Annotated in this window: 18 protein-coding genes; 6 read left to right on the top strand and 12 right to left on the bottom strand. The window is 70.9% G+C overall.

Going from position 1 to position 21,278, the window contains the following annotated elements; genetic code table 11:
- Positions 1 to 16: 16 nt before the first annotated feature.
- Positions 17 to 1,021 carry an aldo/keto reductase family protein gene (locus ACGH48_RS05595; RefSeq protein WP_123313404.1) on the bottom strand — a complete coding sequence of 335 codons (1,005 nt, stop codon included), beginning with the start codon at positions 1,019 to 1,021 and terminating at the stop codon, positions 17 to 19.
- An 849-nt stretch (positions 1,022 to 1,870) separates the two neighbouring features.
- On the opposite strand from ACGH48_RS05595, the gene ACGH48_RS05590 reads away from it, so the two are divergent.
- The 4 genes from ACGH48_RS05590 to ACGH48_RS05575 all read left to right on the top strand — a co-directional run bounded on the left by ACGH48_RS05590 (position 1,871) and on the right by ACGH48_RS05575 (position 5,326).
- A complete protein-coding gene (locus tag ACGH48_RS05590; protein ID WP_396290540.1) occupies positions 1,871 to 2,428 on the top strand; it encodes a hypothetical protein in 558 nt (185 codons plus the stop codon).
- 109 nt (positions 2,429 to 2,537) lie between these two features.
- Entirely contained in the window at positions 2,538 to 3,098 is a 561-nt protein-coding gene (locus ACGH48_RS05585; RefSeq protein WP_123313402.1) for a YceI family protein, read from the top strand.
- Between the two features lie 618 nt (positions 3,099 to 3,716).
- A complete protein-coding gene (locus tag ACGH48_RS05580) occupies positions 3,717 to 4,283 on the top strand; it encodes a TIGR03086 family metal-binding protein (RefSeq protein ID WP_396290537.1) in 567 nt (188 codons plus the stop codon).
- Positions 4,284 to 4,399: 116 nt separating this feature from the next.
- The gene (locus tag ACGH48_RS05575) at positions 4,400 to 5,326 is read left to right on the top strand and encodes an aldo/keto reductase (RefSeq protein ID WP_340196445.1); all 927 of its coding nucleotides are present in this window, start codon (positions 4,400 to 4,402) and stop codon (positions 5,324 to 5,326) included.
- Positions 5,327 to 5,421: 95 nt separating this feature from the next.
- On the opposite strand, the gene ACGH48_RS05570 is transcribed toward ACGH48_RS05575, so the two are convergent.
- On the bottom strand, positions 5,422 to 6,345 hold the full coding sequence (locus ACGH48_RS05570) for an oxygenase MpaB family protein (protein WP_123313399.1): 924 nt from the start codon (positions 6,343 to 6,345) through the stop codon (positions 5,422 to 5,424).
- Positions 6,346 to 6,448: 103 nt separating this feature from the next.
- Between ACGH48_RS05570 and ACGH48_RS05565 the strand changes: the two genes are divergently transcribed.
- Positions 6,449 to 7,417 (top strand): hypothetical protein, encoded by a 969-nt coding sequence (locus ACGH48_RS05565; RefSeq protein ID WP_396290535.1) that lies wholly within the window; start codon positions 6,449 to 6,451, stop codon positions 7,415 to 7,417.
- A 72-nt stretch (positions 7,418 to 7,489) separates the two neighbouring features.
- Positions 7,490 to 9,172 carry a long-chain-fatty-acid--CoA ligase gene (locus tag ACGH48_RS05560; RefSeq protein ID WP_396290533.1) on the top strand — a complete coding sequence of 561 codons (1,683 nt, stop codon included), beginning with the start codon at positions 7,490 to 7,492 and terminating at the stop codon, positions 9,170 to 9,172.
- A gap of 60 nt (positions 9,173 to 9,232) precedes the next feature.
- Here the strand turns inward: ACGH48_RS05560 and ACGH48_RS05555 are convergent, their stop codons facing one another.
- The 10 genes from ACGH48_RS05555 to ACGH48_RS05510 all read right to left on the bottom strand — a co-directional run bounded on the left by ACGH48_RS05555 (position 9,233) and on the right by ACGH48_RS05510 (position 21,195).
- Entirely contained in the window at positions 9,233 to 10,201 is a 969-nt protein-coding gene (locus ACGH48_RS05555) for a DMT family transporter (RefSeq protein WP_396290531.1), read from the bottom strand.
- Positions 10,198 to 12,099: an amino acid transporter gene (locus ACGH48_RS05550; RefSeq protein ID WP_260233123.1), complete on the bottom strand. Its 1,902-nt coding sequence runs from the start codon at positions 12,097 to 12,099 to the stop codon at positions 10,198 to 10,200. Before ACGH48_RS05550 ends, ACGH48_RS05555 begins: the two co-directional genes overlap by 4 nt.
- A gap of 148 nt (positions 12,100 to 12,247) precedes the next feature.
- On the bottom strand, positions 12,248 to 13,096 hold the full coding sequence (locus ACGH48_RS05545) for an ABC transporter permease (RefSeq protein ID WP_123313395.1): 849 nt from the start codon (positions 13,094 to 13,096) through the stop codon (positions 12,248 to 12,250).
- On the bottom strand, positions 13,093 to 14,094 hold the full coding sequence (locus ACGH48_RS05540) for an ATP-binding cassette domain-containing protein (protein ID WP_396290529.1): 1,002 nt from the start codon (positions 14,092 to 14,094) through the stop codon (positions 13,093 to 13,095). The genes ACGH48_RS05545 and ACGH48_RS05540 overlap by 4 nt, the downstream gene beginning before the upstream one ends.
- A gap of 58 nt (positions 14,095 to 14,152) precedes the next feature.
- Positions 14,153 to 14,974, bottom strand: coding sequence for a hypothetical protein (locus ACGH48_RS05535; protein WP_396290527.1), 822 nt, complete (start codon positions 14,972 to 14,974; stop codon positions 14,153 to 14,155).
- A gap of 435 nt (positions 14,975 to 15,409) precedes the next feature.
- Positions 15,410 to 17,080: an inositol monophosphatase family protein gene (locus ACGH48_RS05530; RefSeq protein ID WP_396290525.1), complete on the bottom strand. Its 1,671-nt coding sequence runs from the start codon at positions 17,078 to 17,080 to the stop codon at positions 15,410 to 15,412.
- Complete coding sequence (locus tag ACGH48_RS05525; protein ID WP_396290523.1) at positions 17,077 to 18,153, bottom strand: ABC transporter ATP-binding protein; 1,077 nt, start codon at positions 18,151 to 18,153, stop codon at positions 17,077 to 17,079. Before ACGH48_RS05525 ends, ACGH48_RS05530 begins: the two co-directional genes overlap by 4 nt.
- A 44-nt stretch (positions 18,154 to 18,197) precedes the next feature.
- On the bottom strand, positions 18,198 to 19,010 hold the full coding sequence (locus ACGH48_RS05520; protein ID WP_396290521.1) for an ABC transporter permease: 813 nt from the start codon (positions 19,008 to 19,010) through the stop codon (positions 18,198 to 18,200).
- The gene (locus ACGH48_RS05515) at positions 19,007 to 20,041 is read right to left on the bottom strand and encodes an ABC transporter permease (protein ID WP_396290519.1); all 1,035 of its coding nucleotides are present in this window, start codon (positions 20,039 to 20,041) and stop codon (positions 19,007 to 19,009) included. Before ACGH48_RS05515 ends, ACGH48_RS05520 begins: the two co-directional genes overlap by 4 nt.
- Entirely contained in the window at positions 20,038 to 21,195 is a 1,158-nt protein-coding gene (locus ACGH48_RS05510) for an extracellular solute-binding protein (protein ID WP_396290517.1), read from the bottom strand. Before ACGH48_RS05510 ends, ACGH48_RS05515 begins: the two co-directional genes overlap by 4 nt.
- Positions 21,196 to 21,278 lie beyond the last annotated feature (83 nt).

Below are 21,278 nucleotides of genomic sequence, written 5' to 3'. Positions count from 1 at the left end.
GATGGTGGGTCGCGTCTCAGGCGGGACGCTGCGCCGGGGACACGGTCTTGGCCGCGTCGCGCTCCGGGAGGTCACCCAGGGCCTCGTCGATGGCTGCGAGCGCGTCGGCGTCGAGCGTGACGCCCGCTGCCTTGACGTTGTCCGTGACCTGCTCCGGACGCGAGGCTCCGACGATGGCGCTGGCGACGTTGTCGTTCTGCAGCGTCCACGCGATCGCGAGCTGCGCGAGGGTGAGGCCGGCCTGGTCGGCGACGGGCTGCAGGCGCTGCACGGCCTCGAGGACCTCGTCGCGCATGAACCGCTTGATCATGTCCGCACCGCCCTTCTCGTCCGTGGCACGCGAGCCCTCGGGCAGCGGCTGACCCGGCTTGTACTTGCCGGTCAGCACGCCCTGCGCGATGGGCGACCACACGATCTGCGACAGGCCGAGCTGCTTCGAGGCGGGGACGACCTCACCCTCGATGACCCGCCACAGCATCGAGTACTGCGGCTGGTTCGAGATGAGCTGGAACCCCAGCTCCTTCGCGAGGGCAGCGCCGGCGCGGATCTGCTCGGCGTTCCACTCGCTGACCCCGATGTAGAGCGCCTTGCCCTGGCGGACGACGTCCGCAAAGGCCTGCATGGTCTCTTCGAGCGGCGTCTCGTGGTCGTACCGGTGCGCCTGGTAGAGGTCGACGTAGTCGGTCTGCAGGCGGGTCAGCGAGCCGTCGATCGACTCGAAGATGTGCTTGCGGGAGAGTCCGACGTCGTTGTGCTGCTTGGGGCCGGTGGGCCAGTACACCTTGGTGAAGACCTCGAGACCCGCACGCCGCTCGCCCTTGAGTGCTTCGCCGAGGACGGTCTCGGCTGCGGTGTTGGCGTACGTGTCCGCGGTGTCGAAGGTGGTGATGCCGGCGTCGAGCGCTGCCCGCACGCACTGGGAGGCGACGTCGTTCTCGACCTGCGAGCCGTGCGTCAGCCAGTTGCCGTAGGTGATCTCGGAGATCTTGAGTCCGGAGTTGCCCAGGTACCTGAATTCCATGGCTCCGACGCTACTGGAGGCCGCCGACACCTGAGGGGCCCCGCGAGTGCCTGCCGGGCGCGGCCGCGCGGTGCGGGGCGGCGAGCGGGGCGGGCGAGGCGTGCGGCGTGCGGCGTGCGGCCATCTCCGCGAGCGGGCGAAATGCCGGGGTGCCCGGCCGCGACACCCTGGCAAACCGCCCGCTCGCGTCATCGCCGATCTGGTGGCCGCCGTACCCTCCTCCAGGGCCGACATCGTGACGCCGCCCTCCCGGTCACGACCGCTCCGCCGACTTTCGGCGGGCAGCGCGGCGGTTCGCGCCGGTGGTCGCCCCCGCGAGCGGGCGAAATGCCGCGGTCGCGAGCAGCAGGACCCTGGTGTTCCGCCCGCTCGGGCAGCGGCGCGACTCCTCCACAAGGGCAACAGCACCGCGGGCCGTCCACACAGGAGGCACGACACACCTCCGCCGCGCCCGCTCGGCTGCACGATGTGGAGATGACCGCCAGACGCCGACTCCCGTTGGCGCTGCGGGACGCCTCGTTCCGCGTCCGTGACGCACTGCACCGAGGGGTGTCCCGCGGCCGCCTCGATGCGCGTGACCTCGTTCGCCCGTTCCACGGCATCCGCTCAGCGGTTCCGCCGCGAACGGTCGACGAACGCGCCCGAGCACTGGCTCCCCGACTACGCCCCGACCAGGTGTTCAGCCACGTCACTGCCGCCGCGATCCTCGGTATCCCGCTCCCCCGCCGGTTCGAGGGCACGCCACGACTCCACGTCACGACGATCGGGGCCGATCAGGCGCTTCGTGTCCGAGGTGCCGTTGGACACCGCGCCCACCACGGCAGAGTCCGTGCGACCCGGAGCCGGGGTGTGCGGCTGACCGCCCCCGCGGACACCTTCGTCGCCCTCGGCACGATGTTGACGCTCGACGAACTGATCATCGCCGGTGACGCCCTCGTCGGGTGGCTCGGATGGGCGACGGCCGACGAACTCGTCCGGGCAGTCAGTCGGCGGCGCGGACTCCGGGGCGTCGTCAAGCTCCGCCGCGCGCTCGCCGAGATCAGGCCCGGCTCACGTTCGCCGGGCGAGACCAGGGCCCGCCTGGCGCTCGTGCGCCGCGGACTCCCGGAGCCCGCCCTGAACCACGACGTGGTCGTGGACGGCAGATGGATCGCATGCGTCGACCTCGCCTACCCCGCTGCTCGGGTGGCGATCGAGTACGAGAGCGATCTGCACCGCACCGATCCGGCCACCTTCCGGAAGGACCTCACCCGTGGCGAGCGCTTGAAGGACGTCGATTGGTGGTTGGTCCGCGCCACCGCGGACGACGTCGGCCGCGGGATCGACCGCTTCGTGCAGCGCGTACGCCGCCTTCTGGACGTCGGGTACCGGGCACCGCACGACCGCCGCCTTGCGACACTTCGGTGAACAATGGTTGACGCTTCAACCAAAAGGGTGCACACTGGCGTAGTATCAGGTTGATGCAGGCGCATGGATCGCGTCGCACCACAGACTCTCGTTCGGAAGAAGGACCACCATGACGCTCACCGCCACGACCATCCCCGGCTACCAGACCGGCACCTGGAAGATCGACCCCACCCACTCCGAGGTCACCTTCTCGGTCCGCCACCTCGCCATCAGCAAGGTCAAGGGCAAGTTCGAGACCTTCGACGCCACCGTCGTCACCGCCGAGAACCCCCTCGAGTCGACCGTCGAGGCGAACATCGACGTCGCGTCGATCAACACCGGCCAGGAGCAGCGCGACCAGCACCTCAAGACGAGCGACTTCTTCCTCACCGAAGAGCACCCGCAGCTCACCTTCCGCTCGACGGGCATCGAGACCAAGGGCGACGACCTGCACATCGCTGGCGACCTGACCCTGCGTGGCGTCACCAAGCCGGTCGTCCTCAAGGCCGAGCTCGGTGGCTTCACGACCGATGGCTACGGCCAGGTCAAGTTCGGCGCCGAGGCGACCACCAAGATCGACCGCACCGAGTTCGGTGTGAACTGGAACGCAGCGCTCGAGGCCGGCGGCTTCACGCTCGGCAACGACGTGACGATCAACCTCGACGTCCAGTTCGTCCTCCAGGCGGCCTGAGTCCCCTCGGCCTCGTTGCCTGACTGAGGGCACCGAACAGCACGACCCGAACCCGAGACACACGCCCCGGCTCCCCACGGAGCCGGGGCGTTCGTCGTCCCCGCCGTGGCTTCGGGCGTGCAGCGAGCACCGTCGCCGTACGCCGCGCCGCGTCCCGCCGGGTCCCACCGCGTCCCACCGCGAACGGGCGAGATACCCGCCTTCGTTCGAGCTCGACCCGGGCATTTCGCCCGCTCGCCCAGCCGTCGCCGGTCAGGACTCCGGTCAGGTGCAGCGCGCACGTCGGGTACAGCGCGCACGTCGGGTACCGGGCGCTCCCCCGCGCGTGAGCGGGCGGAAACGCCCGGTGGGCTCGCGCACGACGCCGGCATTTCGCCCGCTCGGCACCGGGCTCGCGCACGACGCCGGCATTTCGCCCGCGCGGCAGCAGGCGAGCGGGCGACGCCCCGCGCGCACGACGCCCGCGGGCCGGCGGCGGCGTAGCGTTGGGCAGCGGGAACGGTACGCCCCGCACGCGCGGGAATCCGCACCGAGCCCCACGAGTTACCCCAACACGCACCACAACACGCACGCACGCACGCAGCACCGCACGCCAGCCCGACGAACAGGAGCACCACCATGGCCACCGACTGGATCGCGATGCAGGCCCTCGCGGCAGCCGAGTTCGGCCGCCGCGTCGCCGCCGTGACGGACTGGGACGCCGCCACCCCCGACTCCGAGTGGACCACCCGCGACCTCGTCACCCACGTGGTCGACGAGCAGCGCTGGATCCCGAAGCTCCTCACCGGATGCGACTACGCGCAGGCCGAAGCCGACCTCGAGGCCATCGGCGACGACCTCGTGTCCGAGTGGCAGCGCTTCGCGACCGCCGCGACCGACGCCTGGCGGAACGCCCCGCAGGACACCCCCGTGCACCTCAGCACCGACGTCGTCCCGGCTGGCCAGTACCTCACCGAGCAGACCAGCGACATCACGATCCACACGTGGGACCTGGCGCGGGCCACCGGCACGGACGAGTCCCTGCCGGACGAGCTCGTGCAAGCGGTGTGGGAGTACTTCGAGCCGCAGATCGAGGACCTCGCCGCCACCGGCCTCTACGCCGCCCCGGTCGACGTCGACGACGACGCTCCGCTCCAGGTCCGTCTGCTCGCCGTCACAGGCCGCGATGCCAAGGTGAGCGCATGAGCAACGCAGCACCGAGCAACGCAGCACCGGCAGACGCAGCACCGAGCAACGCAGCACCCGCGGAGACCACCCGCCTCGGCGCCTCCGGCCTCGAGATCAGCACCGTGGTCCTCGGCATGATGTCCTACGGCGCCCCCGACCGCGGCTCGCACGCCTGGAGCGTCGGCATCGACGAGGCCCGCCCCTTCGTGCGTCGCGCGTTCGACGCCGGCATCACCACCTTCGACACGGCGAACGTGTACTCCGACGGCTCGAGCGAGGAGATCACCGGCACGCTCCTCAAGGAGCTCGCTCCGCGCGAGGACGTCCAGGTCTTCACGAAGGTCTTCAACCGGATGCGTCCGGGTCGGAACGGCGCCGGGCTGTCCCGCGCCGCGATCATGCACGAGATCGACGCCTCGCTGACCCGGCTCGGCACCGACTACGTCGACCTGTACCAGATCCACCGTTTCGACCCGGTCACGCCGGTCGAGGAGACGATGGAGGCCCTGCACGACGTCGTGAAGGCCGGCAAGGCCCGGTACCTCGGCGCGAGCAGCATGTGGACGTGGCAGTTCGCGCAGATGCAGCACGCGGCCGAGCTGCACGGTTGGACGAAGTTCGTCGCCATGCAGGACCAGTACAACCTGCTCGAGCGCGAGGAGGAGCGCGAGATGCACCCGTTCGCGCACGCGACCGGCGTCGGCGTGATCCCGTGGAGCCCCCTCGCCCGCGGCAAGGTCACCCGCCCGTGGGACGCCGACGGCTCCGGGTCGCGCGCGAGCACCGACGAGTTCGGCAAGACGCTCTACCGGCAGGACGAGGACGCGAACCGCGCGATCGTGGGAGCCGTCGAGTCCATCGCGAGCGACCGCGGCGTGAGCATGGCGCAGATCGCGCTGGCGTGGGTCGCGGGCAAGCCCGCGGTGAGCGCGCCGATCGTCGGTGCGACGAAGGAGCACCACATCGACGACGCGGTCGCGGCCGCCGCGATCACGCTGACCGACGACGAGGTGACGCGACTCGAGTCCGCGTACACGCCCCGGGTGCCGTCCGGTTTCTGACGCCCCCACCAGCCGGACGGGAGGCCCGTGACCAGCTGGTCACGGGCCTCCCGTCCGTCTCCGGTCACGTCCACGACACGTGACACGCCGTCGTGTCAGGCGACGGCGCCGCGCTCGCGCTCGAGGCGCGCGATGCGCACGAGCGCAGCGCGCTCGGTGCCCGTCTGGTTGCCGAGCACGCCGCCGATGCCGTCGAGCACGAGTCCGGTCGCCCGGCCGACGGGCAGTTCGACGGGTCCGATCGCGGGTGCCCGCAGGCCGAGCATCGACCGGTGGCGGGGGTCGAGCGTCGAGACGGCGCCCTGGAACAGGGCCTGGTAGCCGGGTCGCAGCATGAGCGCGAGCGGTGGGTTCTTGATGAACTTCACGACGTCGCGGGTGCGCGCGGTGACGGCGAGCTCGCCGCGGTCGAGGTACCCGTCCATCTGGGCACGGAGCTCCGCCTCGGATTCGGGGGCGTCCTCGACCCGCATGAGCCGGCCGGCGGTCGCCCACTCGCGGACGTACGCGTCGGCACCGCCGGGGATCGGGCCGCCCCAGCGCTGCGCGGCCCGGAGGAACGCGTCGGTGAAGGCGAGGTGCACCCAGCGGGCCAGGTCGGGGTCGTTCGCCGTGTAGTCGCGTGCGATGCCGTGGCCGTCGACGTACTGGCCGCGCACCCGCTCGTGCAGGCGCAGCACCCACTCGCTCGCACCGCGGGCGGTCGCGGTGTCGCCGTGCGAGACCGTGTAGATCCACCGGATGGTGCCGGCGAGTCGGCCGAACGGGTCCTCGCGGTAGCGGGAGTGGTCGGCGACTCCGGCGAGGGCACCCGGGTGCAGCGCCTGGACGAGGAGTGCGCGGACGCCGGCGACGATCGTCTGCTTGCCGCCGTGCACCGCCCACGTCGCGGAACCCGGGCCGAAGAAGCCCGCGTCGGTCCCGTCCTCGAGTTCGTCGATCCACTCCGGCTTGCTCGTCGCCCCACCGGTGAACGTGTCGTTGAGGCGGGAGCGGAAGGCATCGGAGACGGAGGGCATGGCGTCATCGTCCGTCCGTCCCCTGGGAGCGCGCCCGGCTTCGTGCACCCCGATGCCTCCCAGCGGGCGCGGGGGTGGCCCGCCTGACGCTTAGACTTCAAGCATGAGTGAGTCTCAATCCGGCGTGCTGAAGGTCTCATGGCGAGCTGTCAGCATTGGCACAGCGATAGTCGCCCTCGGTGCGATCGTCGTGGCAAGTGTTGTGTCGTCCGTTCGCGATGCCGATGCCCTCTCCGTCATCGCACTGGCACTCGCCATCATTGCATTTGTAATTCAGATCATCACGTTTATCCTCCAGACCTACGCGGCGGCACAGCAGGAACAACGCGCTGAGCAGATCTTCGGCGAGACTCGGGCCACGTTGAGAGCGATAGAAGAGAAGATGGAAGGCACTCGACAGGCGATGAGCAGCCTGAATGGAACTCTGCTTGAAGCCGCGCTCGGCAAAGCGATCCCGGAAGCTCGAGCATCGTCGGATTCTTCGTCGCCCGCAGAAATAAGCCGAATGATCGCGGATCGCGTGACTGACATCATGGAGTCCTCTGAGTCGCAGAAGCGCTCGCGCACGGGGAATGAACCGCCCGCGCCAACAGCGAGCTCGCTTCGACGAGCACCGACCAGTAGGTCACCCCTAAAACAACGTCGTCCTTCGACGCGAAATGTGGAGATGACCGCTCCGATGACAGAGCATGAGCAAGATGAAGCAGGAAAACTGATCGGGAAACTGGACCCGCAGAGCCAACGCGCATTACGCTGGTTGGCCGAGGACGAATTGACGTACGCGGGGAGCGTCGGCGTCGGCCCTGGCGTGAGCGGAATCTCCAAGAACGTTGCGGAAAAGCTATACTCACACGGACTGATAGTGCGAAAACGGGCAACCTGGACTTCTAGCCCGGTTTTCCAATTGACTCCCCTGGGCAAGTCGATTGCTCGCTTCTTCGTCGTTCCCAAGGAGACCTTGTCGAACAAGGAGCTCATAGATGCATTGGAGGTAGCCGAGGCCTGGGACCGCCACGTCGCAGGCCTCCTGAGCAAGGAGGAAGACTTCTCGAGCATCCCAGTTCAAGAATAGGCCTCGCTCAGTCGTACTGACCAGTTGACTTCCTCCCAGCGGGCGCGGGGGTGGCCCGCTAGGTTGGGACGCGTGAGCATCGACACGCCTCGTCCCTGGCTTGCCTCGTACGCCCCGGGGGTCCCGCACGACATCGAGGAACAGCACGATTCCCTGATCGACCTGGTCGAGGAATCGGCACGACGGTTCCCGGGCAAGGTCGCGCTCGAGTTCTTCAAGCGGACCACCAGCTACGCGGACCTGCAGGAGCAGATCCTCCGCGCGGCGAACGGCCTCCGCAAGCTCGGCGTCGGTGCCGGCGACCGGGTGGCGATCGTGCTGCCGAACTGCCCGCAGCACATCGTGGCGTTCTACGCGGTCCTGCGCCTCGGCGCGATCGTGGTCGAGCACAACCCGCTGTACACGCCGCGCGAGCTCCGCCACCAGTTCGAGGACCACGGCGCGAAGGTCGCGATCGCCTGGGACAAGTCCGTCGCGACACTGCAGGACTTCCCGGCCGACGTGAAGGTCGACGCGATCGTGTCGGTCGACCTGACCCGCGCGATGCCCCGCAGCACCCGGCTCGCCCTGGCGCTGCCGGTGGCGAAGGCCCGCGAGTCCCGCGCGAAGCTCACCACCACGGTGCGCGGCACGACGAAGTGGGACGACCTGGTCGGCACCCGCAAGCTGTCGAAGCGGCACCCGCGGCCGTCCACCGACGACATCGCCCTGATCCAGTACACGTCGGGGACGACCGGTACGCCGAAGGGCGCCGTCCTGACGCACCGGAACCTGCTGGCCAACGCCGCGCAGGCCCGCGCCTGGGTGCCGCAGATCCGACGCGGCGACAACGTCGTGTACGCGGTGCTGCCGATGTTCCACGCCTACGGCCTGACGCTGTGCCTGACCTTCGCGATGAGCATGGCCTCGCGGCTCGTGCTGTTCCCGACGTTCGACCCGGCACTCGTGCTCACCGCGATCAAGAAGCACCCGCCGACGTTCCTGCCGGCCGTCCCGCCGATCTACGCGCGGCTGCAGCACGCGGCCGACTCGGCGAAGGTGTCGCTCGAGGGCATCGAGATCGGCATCTCGGGCGCCATGCCGCTGTCGCAGGACATCGTCGAACCGTGGGAAGCGCGGACCGGCGGGTACCTGGTCGAGGGCTACGGGCTGTCCGAGTGCTCCCCCGTGCTGATGGCGAACCCGGTGTCCCCGGAGCGCCGCCTCGGGTCGATCGGTCTGCCGTTGTCCTCCACCGAGGCCCGCGTGGTCGACCCCGACGACGGCACGGTGCTCGGCGTCGACGAGCCAGGCGAACTGCAGGTCCGCGGCCCGCAGGTGTTCCGCGGCTACTGGGGCAAGGCCGAGGCCACCGACGAGGTCTTCACCCCCGACGGCTGGTTCCGCACCGGTGACATCGTGGCGATCGGCGCGGACGGCTACGTCCGGATCGTCGACCGCCTCAAGGAACTCATCATCACGGGTGGCTTCAACGTGTCGCCGTCCGAGGTCGAGGACGCCCTGCTGAAGCACCCCAGCGTCAAGGAGGTCGCGGTCGTCGGCATCACGCAGGGCGGCAACGAGCAGGTCGTGGCCGCCGTCGTGCCGAAGGACCCGTCGTCGTTCGACGCCGCGGCCCTCCGGACGTGGGCGCGCGAGCAGCTGGCGGCGTACAAGGTGCCGCGCCGCGTCGTCGTGGTCGAGGACCTGCCGCGCTCGATGATCGGCAAGGTGCTGCGGCGGAAGGTGCGGGACCAGATCCTCGCCGACGACTGACGCGCGTCGGCGACCGCTGCGACCCGACGCGCGTCGGCGACCGCTGCGACCCGACGCGAGTCAGCGCCCGCGACGCGCCGGCAGTGCCAGCACGGCGAGCCCGGCCACCACGAGCGCGATGCCGAGCCACCCCGTCGCGCCGAGGTGCTCCCCGACGACGAGCGCAGCGAGCACCGCGGCCACCACGGGTTCGAGCAACGACACCAGCGTCGCGACCGAGGCCCCGACCGCCCGCAACCCCACGGCGTACAGCGAGTGGCCGAGGACCGTCGGCACCAGGGCCAGGTACAGGAACACCGGCCAGTTGCCGCCGTCGCCGAGGAACGGTGCCCCGCCGACGACGACGAGCACGACGAGCGGCACGGCGGCGATGCCGAACACGGCGCCGACGAGCCCGCGGCCGTTCGGCAGCCCCGCCGCGACGGCCTCGACGCCGGGGCCGCCCGGCACCGACACCGCCCCGGCCGCCGCGTGCAGTCCCCGCGCGACCGCCCACGAGTACAGCGCGTAGGTGAGCCCGGCGAGCAGCGCACTGGCGATCCCGAGCGCGAGCGCGCCACCGCCACCGTCGTGCTCGGACCGCGCCAGCGTCACGACGACCATGCCGGCCACGCTCACCAGCGTGGCGACGACCCACCTGCGGGTGACGGGCCTCCGGTCCGCTGCCCACTCGACGAGCCCCGCGAACGCGGGTGACGACCCGATGGCGATGGTGGTGCCGAGGGCGACGCCCGCGTCGGCGAGCGCGGCGTAGAACGCCACCGCGTACAGGACGAGCGCGGTCGCGCCGAGCAGAGCCCACCCCCGGGTGCGGCGTTCGACGACGGCACGGACCGTGCCGCGGCCGGCGACGGCGGCGAGCACGAGGCCACCGATCCCGAAGGTGACGGCGCCGAAGACGAAGGCGGGGACGCCCGGGGCGAAGTGCGTCGCGGTGCCCGTGGTCCCCCAGACCACCGCAGCGACGACGACCGCCGCGAGCCCACCGGCGGGCGCCGGGACACGACGGGTGCCCGCGGACGCCGTCACGAGACGTGGATGGAGGGGCGGCGGTGCACGTCCGGCTCGGCTTCGCGCAGGACCTCGCGCGTGACGGGTGCGACGTCGCCGACGCCGGTGAACACGAAGCGCAGGGCGTTCCGGATCGGGCTGCCCTCGTTCCACTCGAAGTAGATGCTCGGGACGACCCCGGCGGTGTCGCGGATCGCGAGCAGTGTCGACGCGATGGTGTTCGGCACGTTGCCGGACCGGACCCGGAGCACACGGTGCCCGTGCACGACGTGCCCCTCGACCAGCAGGTCCTCTTCGAAGTCCGACGAGTCGGCGGGCAGGACCTCGAGGAACATCGTCGGCACGCGCGCCGGGATGCCGGAGTCCCGCCGCTCTTCGCGCCCCTTCGCCCGGTACGCCTCGGCGGTGCCGGCACCTGGCTCGTTCGCGATGATGCACACCGCGCTGAACTGGTCGGCGTCGGCCTCGACGAACTGCCGGGCGGTGGCGTCCAGCTCGATCGACGACGCACGGAGTTCGAACGAGCGGCGCACCCGCGAGACGAGCGACACCACGACGATGGCGATGATGAAGATCGCTGCGATCCGGACGCCGTCCGGCCGCTCGATGACGTTCGCGACCGTCGTGTAGACGAACACGACCGAGATGACGCCGAACGCGATGGTGCGCTTCTTCTGCTGCCTGCGGCGGGCCGAGAGGGTGACCGCGACCGCGGCGCTCGTGATCAGGACGAGCACGCCGGTGGCGTACGCCCCGCCCTGTGCGTCGACGTTCGCCCGGAAGACGATCGTGATCAGGAAGGCGATGAGCGTGAAGATGATGACGAGCGGCCGCGTCGCGCGCGCCCACTGCGGAGCCATGCCGTACCGGGGCAGGAACCGCGGCACCAGGTTGAGCAGGCCGGCCATCGCGCTCGCGCCGGCGAACCACAGGATCGCGACGGTCGAGAAGTCGTAGATCGACCCGAACACCCCGCCGAGGTACTGGTGCGCCAGGAAGGCCAGGGCACGGCCGTTCGCACCGCCGCCCGGCTGGAACTCGTGCTGCGGGATGAGGAACGTCGTGGCGATCGACGAGGTGATCAGGAACGAGCTCATGATGACGGCCGCGACGGTCAGGAGCCGCTTCGTGCCGCGGATCCGCCCCTCGGGCCGAGCACTCGTGTCGTCGGACGCGTCGCCGCGCACCTGCGGCATCACCGCGACGCCGGTCTCGAACCCGGACAGGCCGAGGGCGAGCTTCGGGAACACGACGAGCGCGATGCCGACCATGACGAGGGGGTTGCTGTGCTGCGCCGTGAGCCCGGACCACCAGTCACTGGCGACCATCGGGTGCTCGAACACGTGCCAGAGCGCGACCACCACGACGACGGCGTTGAGCGCGAGGAACACCGCGACGAGGCCGACTGCGATGCCGATCGCCTCCTTGAACCCGCGGAGGAACACCACGCCGAGCAACAGCAGCAGCGCGAGGGTGAGCGGGACGGGGATCTCGGTGAACCAGTGCGGCGTGTACGGGTTCTCGGCGATGTGCGCCGTGGCGTCCGCCGCCGACAGCGTCATCGTGATCATGAAGTCGGTGACGGCGAACCCGAGCAGCACGAGCACCAGGAGCTTGCCGGCCCACCACGGCAGGAGCTTCTCGAGCATCATGATCGATCCGGCGCCGCGGAAGCTGTCGCTCGCGACCCGGCGGTAGACGGGCAGCGCCCCGAACAGCGTGACGAGCACGAGCACGATGGTGGCGATCGGCGACAGCAGGCCGGCGGCGAGCGCCGCGATCGCCGGCTGGTACCCGAGGGTCGAGAAGTAGTCGACACCGGTCAGGCACATGACCCGCCACCACGGGTGGGTCTTCTCGACCTCGACCTGGTGCGGGCCCTGGTGGGACGCCCCCTGGTGGGCGCCCTGCAGCATCCAGCGGCGCAGTCGGGTGCTGCGGTCGAGGGGTGGCTCCGTGGCGTCGCGCTGGGCGGCCCGCTCGGCGTCTGTCGCGGTCACGTGGACGATGCTAAGCCGTCCGGGTGACGCACGCGCGCACCCGGACGGCCCCTGTGGACGACTGCTACTTTGCGCTGATCCTCGTGTACTTGTTGACCGCCCACGGCACGAACACGACGAGCATCACGGCGATCCCGATCAGCACCGTCACGATCGGGTGCTGCATCGTCCAGATGTCCGGCACCGGCGCGGACCCGACGTTGCCGAACAGCTCACGGGCCGCCTGCACGAGCGACGACACCGGGTTCCACTCCGCGAACACCCGCAGCACCAGCGGCAGCGTGTCGCTCGGCACGAAGGCGTTCGAGATGAACGTCAGCGGGAACAGGATCATGAACGAGGCGTTGTTGATGACCTCCGGCGTCTTGACGCTCATGCCGAGCAGCGCCATCACCCAGCTGAACGCGTAGCTGAACAGCAGCAGCAGGGCGATGCCGGCCAGGAACTCGAGCGGCGACGAGTTCACCCGCCACCCGACGGCCAGCCCGGTGAGCATCATGATCGCCATCGAGATCGAGTTGAGCACGAGGTCGGAGTTGGTCCGGCCGACGAGCACCGCGGACGCCGACATCGGCAGCGTGCGGAACCGGTCGATCAGGCCCTCCTTCAGGTCCTGCGCCATCGCCGAACCCGAGAACGTGGCCCCGAACACGACGGTCTGGGCGAAGATCCCGGCCATCAGGAACTGCGTGTAGTCGGTGCCCTCGACCGCGATCGCGCCGCCGTAGACCTGGCTGAACAACAGGACGAACATGATCGGCTGCAGCACCGCGAACACGAGCATGTCCGGCGACCGCTTGAGCTTGATGAGGTTCCGTTTGGTGACGGTCCAGCCGTCCTCGAACCAGATGGCGATCGGTGAGGTGACGACGACGGGCAGTTGCCGACCCGGCGCGATGGTCGTGGCGGTCATCGGGCCGTCTCCTTCTGCTTCGTGGCGGCGGCTTCGTCGGCCTCGTCCTCCGTCGCGGCGTGGCCGGTGAGCCGCAGGAACACGTCGTCCAGGGTCGGTCGCCGCATGCCCGCGTCGTGGAGCTCGATGCCGGCGTCACCGAGGTCGGCGAGCACCCGTTGCAGTGCGGCGGGCCCGGCCTCGACCGCGATGGCGTGGGTGCGGCCGTCGCCCGACACCTCGACGTCGCCGACGCCGTAGCGGCGCAGGACGGTCGTCACGGCGTCGCCGTCGGTCTCGTCCACCAGGGTCACGACGACCCGGTGCCCGCCGACCTGCGCCTTGAGGTGGTCGGCGGTGCCCTCGGCGATGACCCGGCCGTCATCGATCACCGCGATGTCGTCGGCGAGCCGGTCGGCCTCTTCCAGGTACTGGGTGGTGAGCAGGACGGTCGCGCCCTCGGCGACCAGGTTCTCGATGATCCCCCAGAGCGCGAGCCGGCTGCGGGGGTCGAGGCCCGTGGTCGGCTCGTCGAGGAACAGCACGCGCGGGTTCATCACGAGCGCGCCGGCGAGGTCGATGCGTCGTCGCATGCCGCCGGAGAAGCCCTTCACCGGACGGTCCCCGGCTTCGGAGAGGTCGAACACGTCGATCAGCTCCCGAGCGCGCTCGCGGGACGTCTTCCGGCCCAGGTGGTAGAGCCGTCCGATCATCTCGAGGTTCTCGAACCCGGTCAGGTTCTCGTCGACCGCGGCGTACTGCCCGGACACCCCGATCGACCGCCGGGTCGCCTGCGGGTCGGCGATCACGTCGATGCCGTCGATCGACGCCGTGCCGGAGTCGGGCGTGATGAGGGTGGTGAGGACCTTCACGGTCGTGGTCTTGCCCGACCCGTTCGGCCCGAGCAGTGCCTTCACGGTGCCCTGCGGCACCGACAGGTCGAGTCCGGCCAGTGCGTGCACCGGCCCGGACTTCGACTTGTACGTCTTGGTCAGCCCGGAGGCTTCGATGATGGCCATGTCGCTCCTTCGTCGGACACGGTGGGTACCCGGGGCCCGGTGGAGCGACGGACGTCACTCAGACGTCGAAGTCACCACCACCGAAGTCGCTGAAGCCACCGCCGAAGTCGGATCCGCTGTCGCCCCAGCCCGCACTCTCGAACCCGCCGCCGTCGGACGCGCCACCGTCGGACGCACCGGCATCGCCGGATTCAGCACCAGTGTCCTCCGAACCGCCGTCACCCGCAGCGTCAGTACCGCCATCGAACGATCCCGGGTCCGGCAGGAAGGCGCTCATGATCGCCGAACCGATGACGTAGCCGGCCACCGTCCCGAGGATCGAGGCACCGATCATGCTCCCGAACGACGGCCCGCCGCGCTGGCCACCGAAGCGTCCCGCGCCCCCGCCGACACCGCCGAGCGACCGCTCCATGAAGCCCGGCTGGCGGATCTCGGACCGTGTCGCCGACTGCGCGAGCGAACGGGGGTCGTCGCCACGAGGGGCCTCGCCGGGAGGCGCCGTGCGCGTGAACTCGTCGTAGACCATGCGGCGCTGCTCGTCGGTCAGCTTTGCGAACGCCTCGGCGTGCACCTCTTCGATGCGCTCCGGCGGTGCCGTGCGGAGCAGGTAGCGGTACCGCTCCACCGCGCGCTCGTCGTCGGTCGTCGCCCCCTGCTGCTGCTGTGCGGGTGCACCACCCCACTGCGGCACGCCGTACTGCCCGCCCGGCTGCTGCCCGGCCGGCGTCCCCGTCGGAGCGGGCTGGTGGTACGACTGCTGGCCGTACCGGTAGCCCTGCTGCTGCGGCTGCCCCCACTGGTTCTGCTGCGCGTCGTACTGCTGCGCGTCACCGGTGCGGTCGCGGTCCGGACGTCCGAGCAGGCGGTCGAGGAATCCCATGGTCGATGCTCCTTCGGGTGCACGGTCGATCCGGTCGGACCGGCCGTGGACTGCCACCCTATGGAGCGGGGTCGGCCGCTGACTGAGCGCCCGCTCAGAGTCAGCCGAGCGCCGTCCCGTGCCCGAGTCCGCACCGTGCGCACCTGTACAACCCGTGCCGGCTTGCCAGCACCGTGCGCGCCTCCAGCGCCGCACCCAGCGGCCAAAGCCCCACCAGAACGCAGACCCCGCACCGTGCGCACCACCCACCGACCGGGAGGCGCGTGCCGGCCTGACACCGCGCCTCCATTCCGCACCGTGCGCACCTGTACAACCCGTGCCGGCTTGCCAGCACCGTGCGCGCCTCCAGCGCCGCACCCAGCGGCCAAAGCCGCACCAGAACGCAGACCCCGCACCGTGCGCCCGGCCGCGCCCGGCCGCGCCGGCCGCGCCCGCTCACCCCGCGCCGTGCACCGCCGCGCCCGCGGCGAGCGCCGCCGTCCACACCGCGTGCAGCTCGTCCGCCGCTCCGGGGTGCGCCACCAGGAACGGCTCGCCCACGGGCGGGAAGCCCTCGACCGGGCCGGAGCGCGTCAGCACGATCCCGCCGGCCTCGTGCACGAGCAGCACGGCGGCCCCGTGGTCGACCGGGTTGAACGCCGACACGCACCCGCCGATCCCCCGGCCGGCCGCGACCTGCGCGATGGTCAGCGTGCCGGAGCCCTGCACCCGCAGCGTGCACGACCGGTCGGCCAGGGCGTCGAGGAACACCCCGAACCCGGGCCACGGCCGGTGCCCGTCGAGTTCGGTGCCGACGACCGCCCCGGCGAGCGGGCGTGGGGTGTCGTCCAGCCGCAGCGGCCGGTCGCGCAGGGTCGCACCGCGCCCGCGCCGCGCCTCGAGGACCTCGCCCCGCCACGGATCGGCCACGACCCCGACGAGCGGCCGCCCACCGCGGGTCAGGCAGAGCGACATCGACGTCCACGGCACCCCGTTCGCCAGGTTCGTGGTGCCGTCGACGGGGTCCAGGTACCAGCGGTGCCGGTCACCGGGCGCGTCGCCGTACTCCTCGCCGGTGAACCCGTGCGTCGGGAACACCATCCGCACGCGGGAGCGGACGTGCTGCTCGACCAGGCGGTCCACGTCGGTGACGAGGTCGGCGGGGTTCGCCTTGGTCCGCACCTCGCTGACGGGGTGTTCGCGGGTGAACGCGATGACCTCGTGCGCGATGCGGTGCGCCAGGGCCTGGGCGCGCGAGGCGACCTCGGTCTCGGTCGGCTCGCGGTCCCGTTCCGGCCAGCCGTCCCGCTCCGCCGAGGACAGCGCTGCGCCGATCGCGCCGACGTCGTTCGTGGTGATCGAGTCGACGCCGAGCCGTGCCGCCCACAGCGCGGGTTCGGCCTCGTCGACGGTCCAGACGGCGACCCGCAGCCCGAGGGCGTGCGCGACCTCGATCGTCCGCGGCGTGAGGAACGCGATGTCGAGGTTCAGGGTCGACGGGGTCAGGGCCTCGAGGTCGGCCGGGGCGGGCGGGTCGAGCGACTCCCACGCGAGCCACACGTCGGCGTCGGGCAGCACCGAGCGGACCGCGGCCATGGCGGCCGGCGCACCGCACCACGCCACGCTGGTGGACGCGGTGGAACCCGCGACGGTCCGGGCTGCGACCAGGGCGTCCTCGGCGTCGGTCAGGTCGACCAGCAGGACCGAGCGGCAGCCGTCGAGCCGTTCGAGCGCGGCGTCGAGCCGCGGGATCCGGTCGAGCCCGTTGCCGAGCCGAGCGACGTCGCACCAGGCGACGTCGGACACCCGCCGGGCGTCGCCCCACATCCGCCCGAGGGTCTCGTCGTGCAGCAGGACGGCGACGTCGTCGGCCGTGCGACGGACGTCGACCTCGATGACCTCCGCGCCGAGCGCCTCGGCGACCGCGATGGCGGGCAGGGTGTTCTCCCGCCGGACGCGCGGCGCACCGCGGTGGGCGACGAGCCGTGGCGGACGCACGCCGGGCCTCCCGGTCGGGTCGGACGGGACCGACCCGTGACCGGCGGCCGGCGCGGCGGACGCAGGAGCAGACGCTGCTGCCGACGCGGCGGGGACGGCGCGGTCGGTGACCGGCACGGCGCCGCTCATCGGGTGCCCTCGAGCAGTGCACCGTCGCGGTAGACGAGCACCGCGCCGAGCCGGACCCCGGTCTCGGTGCCGACCGCCGGGGGCGCTCCGGTGACGAAGGCGCGGAGCTCGGCACCGTCGGTGGTGAGCACGACCTCGGCGAAGTGGCCGCGCATGAGGACACGGGCGACGGTGGCGCGGACCGGTGCGTCGTCGGTGAGGACGACCTGCTCGGGGCGGATCAGCACCGTGTCGGCCGCGGTCGGGCTGACGGACGTGCCGGCGAGGAACCGACCGGAGACGACGCTCGTCGACCCGATGAACGACGCGACGAACCCGGTGGCGGGGCGGGCGTACAGCTCGGTCGGCGTCGCGATCTGCTCGATGCGTCCGTCGTGCATGACGGCGATCCGGTCGGAGATGCTGAGCGCTTCGTCCTGGTCGTGCGTGACGATCACGGTCGTGATGCCGAGGCGCTGCTGGATGCGCCGGATCTCGTCGCGGACGCTCACGCGGAGCTTGGCGTCGAGGTTGGACAGCGGCTCGTCGAGGAGCAGGACGTCGGGCTCCTGCACGATCGCGCGGGCGAGGGCGACGCGCTGCTGCTCACCGCCCGAGATCGCGGTCGGCTTGGAGCCGGCGTGGTGGCTCAGGCCGACGAGTTCGAGTGCGTCCCGCACCCGGTCCGCCGCCTGCCGCTTCGGGACCCGTCGGGTCCGCAGCGGGAACGCGACGTTCTGCGTCACCGTCATGTGCGGCCACAGCGCGTAGTTCTGGAACACCATCGCGCTCGGTCGGCGCTCGGGTCCGGCCGACGTGACGTCGCGGTCCCCCATCGTCACGACACCGCCGTCGGCGGGCAGGAACCCCGCCACCATGCGGAGCGTCGTCGTCTTGCCGCAGCCGGACGGTCCGAGGAGCGAGACGAGCTCGCCCTTCGCGACGTCGAGGTCGATGCCCGCGACCACGTCGCGTCCGCCGAGTGTCTTGCGCAGCCCGCGGACGGTGAGTCCGCCGGTGCGGCTGCGGTCGGTCCTGCTGTCGTCGACCGGGAGGCCCGGTGCGCGTTCCGCGACGAGCGTTGCATCCGTCATCTGGTCGCCTTTCGTGCTGGTGTGGGTCATCGGGGTCTGTCGCTTCATCGGATCTGGAAGCCGTCCGCGAGGCGGCCGCCCATGATGTGCTTCCGGGCGAGCAGCAGCAGGACCACGGACGGGATGCTCAGCGCGATCGCGAACACCGCCGAGACCTGCCGCGGGGAGTTCAGGACGAGCGAGTACATCGCCGTCGGCATGGTCATGTAGGTCGGAGCGCCGACGAGGTACGTGCCCTGCGCCTCGTCGAAGGACGCCAGGAACGACATCACCATCGCGACGAGGATCCCCGGCCACGCGATCGGGAACGTGACCCGCCAGAACGTGCGCCAGCGGCTCGCCCCCGCGTCACGGGCCGCTTCCTCGAGGGACCGGGGGACGGCCGAGAACGCGGCGGCGGGCAGCCACGTCATGAACACCACACAGCCCAGGACGTGCACGATCAGGATGCCCGTGACCGTGTTCATCAGGTTCAGTGCGGTGAACATCGCCGACATCGTGACGAAGAGGCCCATCTTCGGGAACGCGTTCGTGGCGAACAGCCCGACGAGCACGAGCCGCCGCCCCGGGAACTCGATGCGGCTGATCGCCCAGGCGGCCGGCAGACAGACCACCGCGGCGATGAGGACGGTCAGCGGGGCGAGGACGAGCGAGTTCTGCACCGCGACGGCGAGGCTGCGGTCCTCGAACACCGTGCCCCACCACTGCAGGGTCCAGCCGTCGGGCAGCAGGTTCGGGTAGGTCCACGTCGTGGCGAAGGCCCGGGCGGCCAGCCAGACGAGCGGCCCGAGGACGAAGACGGCCAGCACGATCGCGGTCGCCCAGACGAGGGCGTTGCCGGTCAGACGCTTGATCACTGCTGCTCCTGCTGCTTCTTGTCGAGCTCGCCCGCGTTCGAGCGGACCGTCGAGCGGAGGTAGAAGATGCTCGCGGCCGCCGCGAAGGCGAACACGATGAACGCCATCGCCGTCGACTGCTGCGGACGGTTGTAGGCCTGGAAGTACTTCGAGATGTCGACGCCGAGCATCGTCGGCGCGTTCGGACCGGTGAAGTACGGCACCGTGAACGACCCGAGCACCCCGATCACGGTGAAGGTCGTCGCGATGACGAGCGGGGTCGCCGCCATCGGCAGGAGCACCTGCCAGACCACCCGCCAGGTGCTCGCGCCGGCGTCCTTCGCGGCCTCGACCAGGGCGTCCGGGGTGCCCTGCAGCGCGCCGGCGATCATCAGCACCGCGAACGGCAGGCTCGTCCAGACGCTGCCGAACACCACGGCGACGAGGGTGTAGCCCCACACCGGGACGTCCAGGCCGAACTGCGCCCCGAGGCTGCGGAGGAAGCCCTGCGCATCGGTGAACGTCAGCACCGACCAGCTCGCGATGACCACCGGCACGAAGAGCGGGACCACCGCGAGGACGCTGAGGCTCTTGCCGAGGATCCCACCGCGGAGCCGGAGGACCACCGCCACCGCCACGGCGAGCGCCACGGTCAGGCCGGTGGACAGCGCGGTGACCCCGAGCGTCGCGACGAGGTCACGCAGGAACGTGGCGTTGCCGAGCAGCGTGCCGTACACCGCGAACGAGAACCCGTGAACGGTGTCGCCGCCGATGTCGGCGAGCGCCTGGTTCAGGCCGCCAGTGAACCCGAGGCTGAAGAGGGCGGCGTTCACCACCGGGACGCCGACGAACAGGACCACGACCAGCACGGGCGCCGCGACGAGCGCGAGGCCCTGCCAGCGTCGGCGGCGGGCCAGGCGCTCCTGTGTCGTGCGCTCGCTGGCGGGCTGCGCCGTGCCGTGGGCGGAGGGCGGGACGGGCGGGAGGCCCATGGCGGAGTCGCCACGGGCCTCCCGGTCGGTCGCCGGGCCGTCCTGGACGGTCTGGGTCACTGCGGGACCTTCGCGTCCCACGCGGCGTTCATGTCGGCGGCGAAGTCGCTCTGGAACCCGAGGCGGAGCTGCGACGGGTTCGCGTCGGCGAACTGCTCTGCGACCGACTCCGGCAGGCTGTCGAGCGGGATCACCGGGTAGCCGGAGACGGCGCTCGCGACCAGCTGCTGCCCCTTCGCGCTGAGCACGAAGTCGGCGAGCTGCTCGGCTGCCGCCTTCTTGGCCTTCGGCTCGGTCTTCGGGATGCCGAGGAAGCTCGCGCTGCCGGTGAACGACGGGTCGGTGATCTGGATCGCCTTGACGGTCTTCGGGATCACGCCGGTCTTCTGCGAGGTGATGAACTGGTCGCTCCAGACCGGTGCCATCGCGATCTGGCCGCTGCCGAGCAGCTGCACGACCTGGTCGTTGCCGTTCGGGTAGACGCCCTTCTGGTACGTCGACGGGCCGAGGTCCTTCAGGGCGGCGAAGCCCTTGTCCCACTTCGACTCGAGCGACTTGTCGTACGTCGTCTGCATCGTCGCCTGCTCATCCGCGGTCAGGTATTTCGCGAGCACCGTGGCGACGAACGAGCCACCCGAGCCGCCGGACGACGGGGAGTTGTAGGCGAACTGGCCCGGGTTCGCTTTGATCCAGGCGAGCAGGTCGTCGAGGGTCTTCGGCGGGTCCGTCACCTTCTTCGAGTCGTAGGCGAGCAGGACGCTCGAGGCGCGGTACGGGATCGCGCTGTCGCCACCCTGCTGCTTCGTGGCCTCGGGGACGTCCTTCAGGTTCGGGATCGTGCTGTCGCTGACCGTGCTGAGCAGCCCGGCCTTGCCCGCGGTGGAGACGAACCCGGCGTCGACGAGGTCGTACGCGACGGACTTGCCGGCCTTGACCGCGGTGGCGAGGTTGGCCTGGGTCTGCGCGTCGTGCTCGCCGTGCAGGTCGATGCTCGTGCTGACGTGGATCTTCGGGTGCCCCTTCTCGAAGGCGGGGATGAGCGACTTGTCCCAGAGGTCCTGGACGTTCGTGTCGCCGCTGATGAACACCGTGAGGTTCGTGGTGCCGCCGCTCGTGTCTGCGGCGTTCGAGGCGTTGGCGCTCTGGACGCAGCCGGACAGTGCGACGGTCGCGGCCGCTGCGATGGCGAGGCCGGTGAGGACTCGGGTCTTCACGTCGATGATCTCCCTGTTCCGTGGGGGTGGTGCGGGGTGGGGGTGGGGGCAGCGCGGGAACGTTCCCGCACCGGGGTCGAGTG

It is taken from the genome of Curtobacterium pomorum (genome assembly GCF_044497295.1).
In the GTDB taxonomy this organism is placed as follows: Bacteria; Actinomycetota; Actinomycetes; order Actinomycetales; family Microbacteriaceae; genus Curtobacterium.
Note: the sequence above shows the minus strand (reverse complement) of the source record. Positions and strands in the feature narration are given on the sequence as shown.

Excerpts from the sequence above, each read along its gene's own strand:
- ACGH48_RS05595 (WP_123313404.1), bottom strand. The coding sequence starts at position 1,021 with ATGGAATTCAGGTACCTGGGCAACTCCGGACTCAAGATCTCCGAGATC.
- ACGH48_RS05585 (WP_123313402.1), top strand. The coding sequence starts at position 2,538 with ATGACGCTCACCGCCACGACCATCCCCGGCTACCAGACCGGCACCTGG.
- ACGH48_RS05580 (WP_396290537.1), top strand. The coding sequence starts at position 3,717 with ATGGCCACCGACTGGATCGCGATGCAGGCCCTCGCGGCAGCCGAGTTC.
- ACGH48_RS05575 (WP_340196445.1), top strand. The coding sequence starts at position 4,400 with ATGATGTCCTACGGCGCCCCCGACCGCGGCTCGCACGCCTGGAGCGTC.
- ACGH48_RS05570 (WP_123313399.1), bottom strand. The coding sequence starts at position 6,345 with ATGCCCTCCGTCTCCGATGCCTTCCGCTCCCGCCTCAACGACACGTTC.
- ACGH48_RS05565 (WP_396290535.1), top strand. The coding sequence starts at position 6,449 with ATGAGTGAGTCTCAATCCGGCGTGCTGAAGGTCTCATGGCGAGCTGTC.
- ACGH48_RS05550 (WP_260233123.1), bottom strand. The coding sequence starts at position 12,099 with ATGCTGCAGGGCGCCCACCAGGGGGCGTCCCACCAGGGCCCGCACCAG.
- ACGH48_RS05545 (WP_123313395.1), bottom strand. The coding sequence starts at position 13,096 with ATGACCGCCACGACCATCGCGCCGGGTCGGCAACTGCCCGTCGTCGTC.
- ACGH48_RS05540 (WP_396290529.1), bottom strand. The coding sequence starts at position 14,094 with ATGGCCATCATCGAAGCCTCCGGGCTGACCAAGACGTACAAGTCGAAG.
- ACGH48_RS05535 (WP_396290527.1), bottom strand. The coding sequence starts at position 14,974 with ATGGGATTCCTCGACCGCCTGCTCGGACGTCCGGACCGCGACCGCACC.
- ACGH48_RS05530 (WP_396290525.1), bottom strand. The coding sequence starts at position 17,080 with ATGAGCGGCGCCGTGCCGGTCACCGACCGCGCCGTCCCCGCCGCGTCG.
- ACGH48_RS05525 (WP_396290523.1), bottom strand. The coding sequence starts at position 18,153 with ATGACGGATGCAACGCTCGTCGCGGAACGCGCACCGGGCCTCCCGGTC.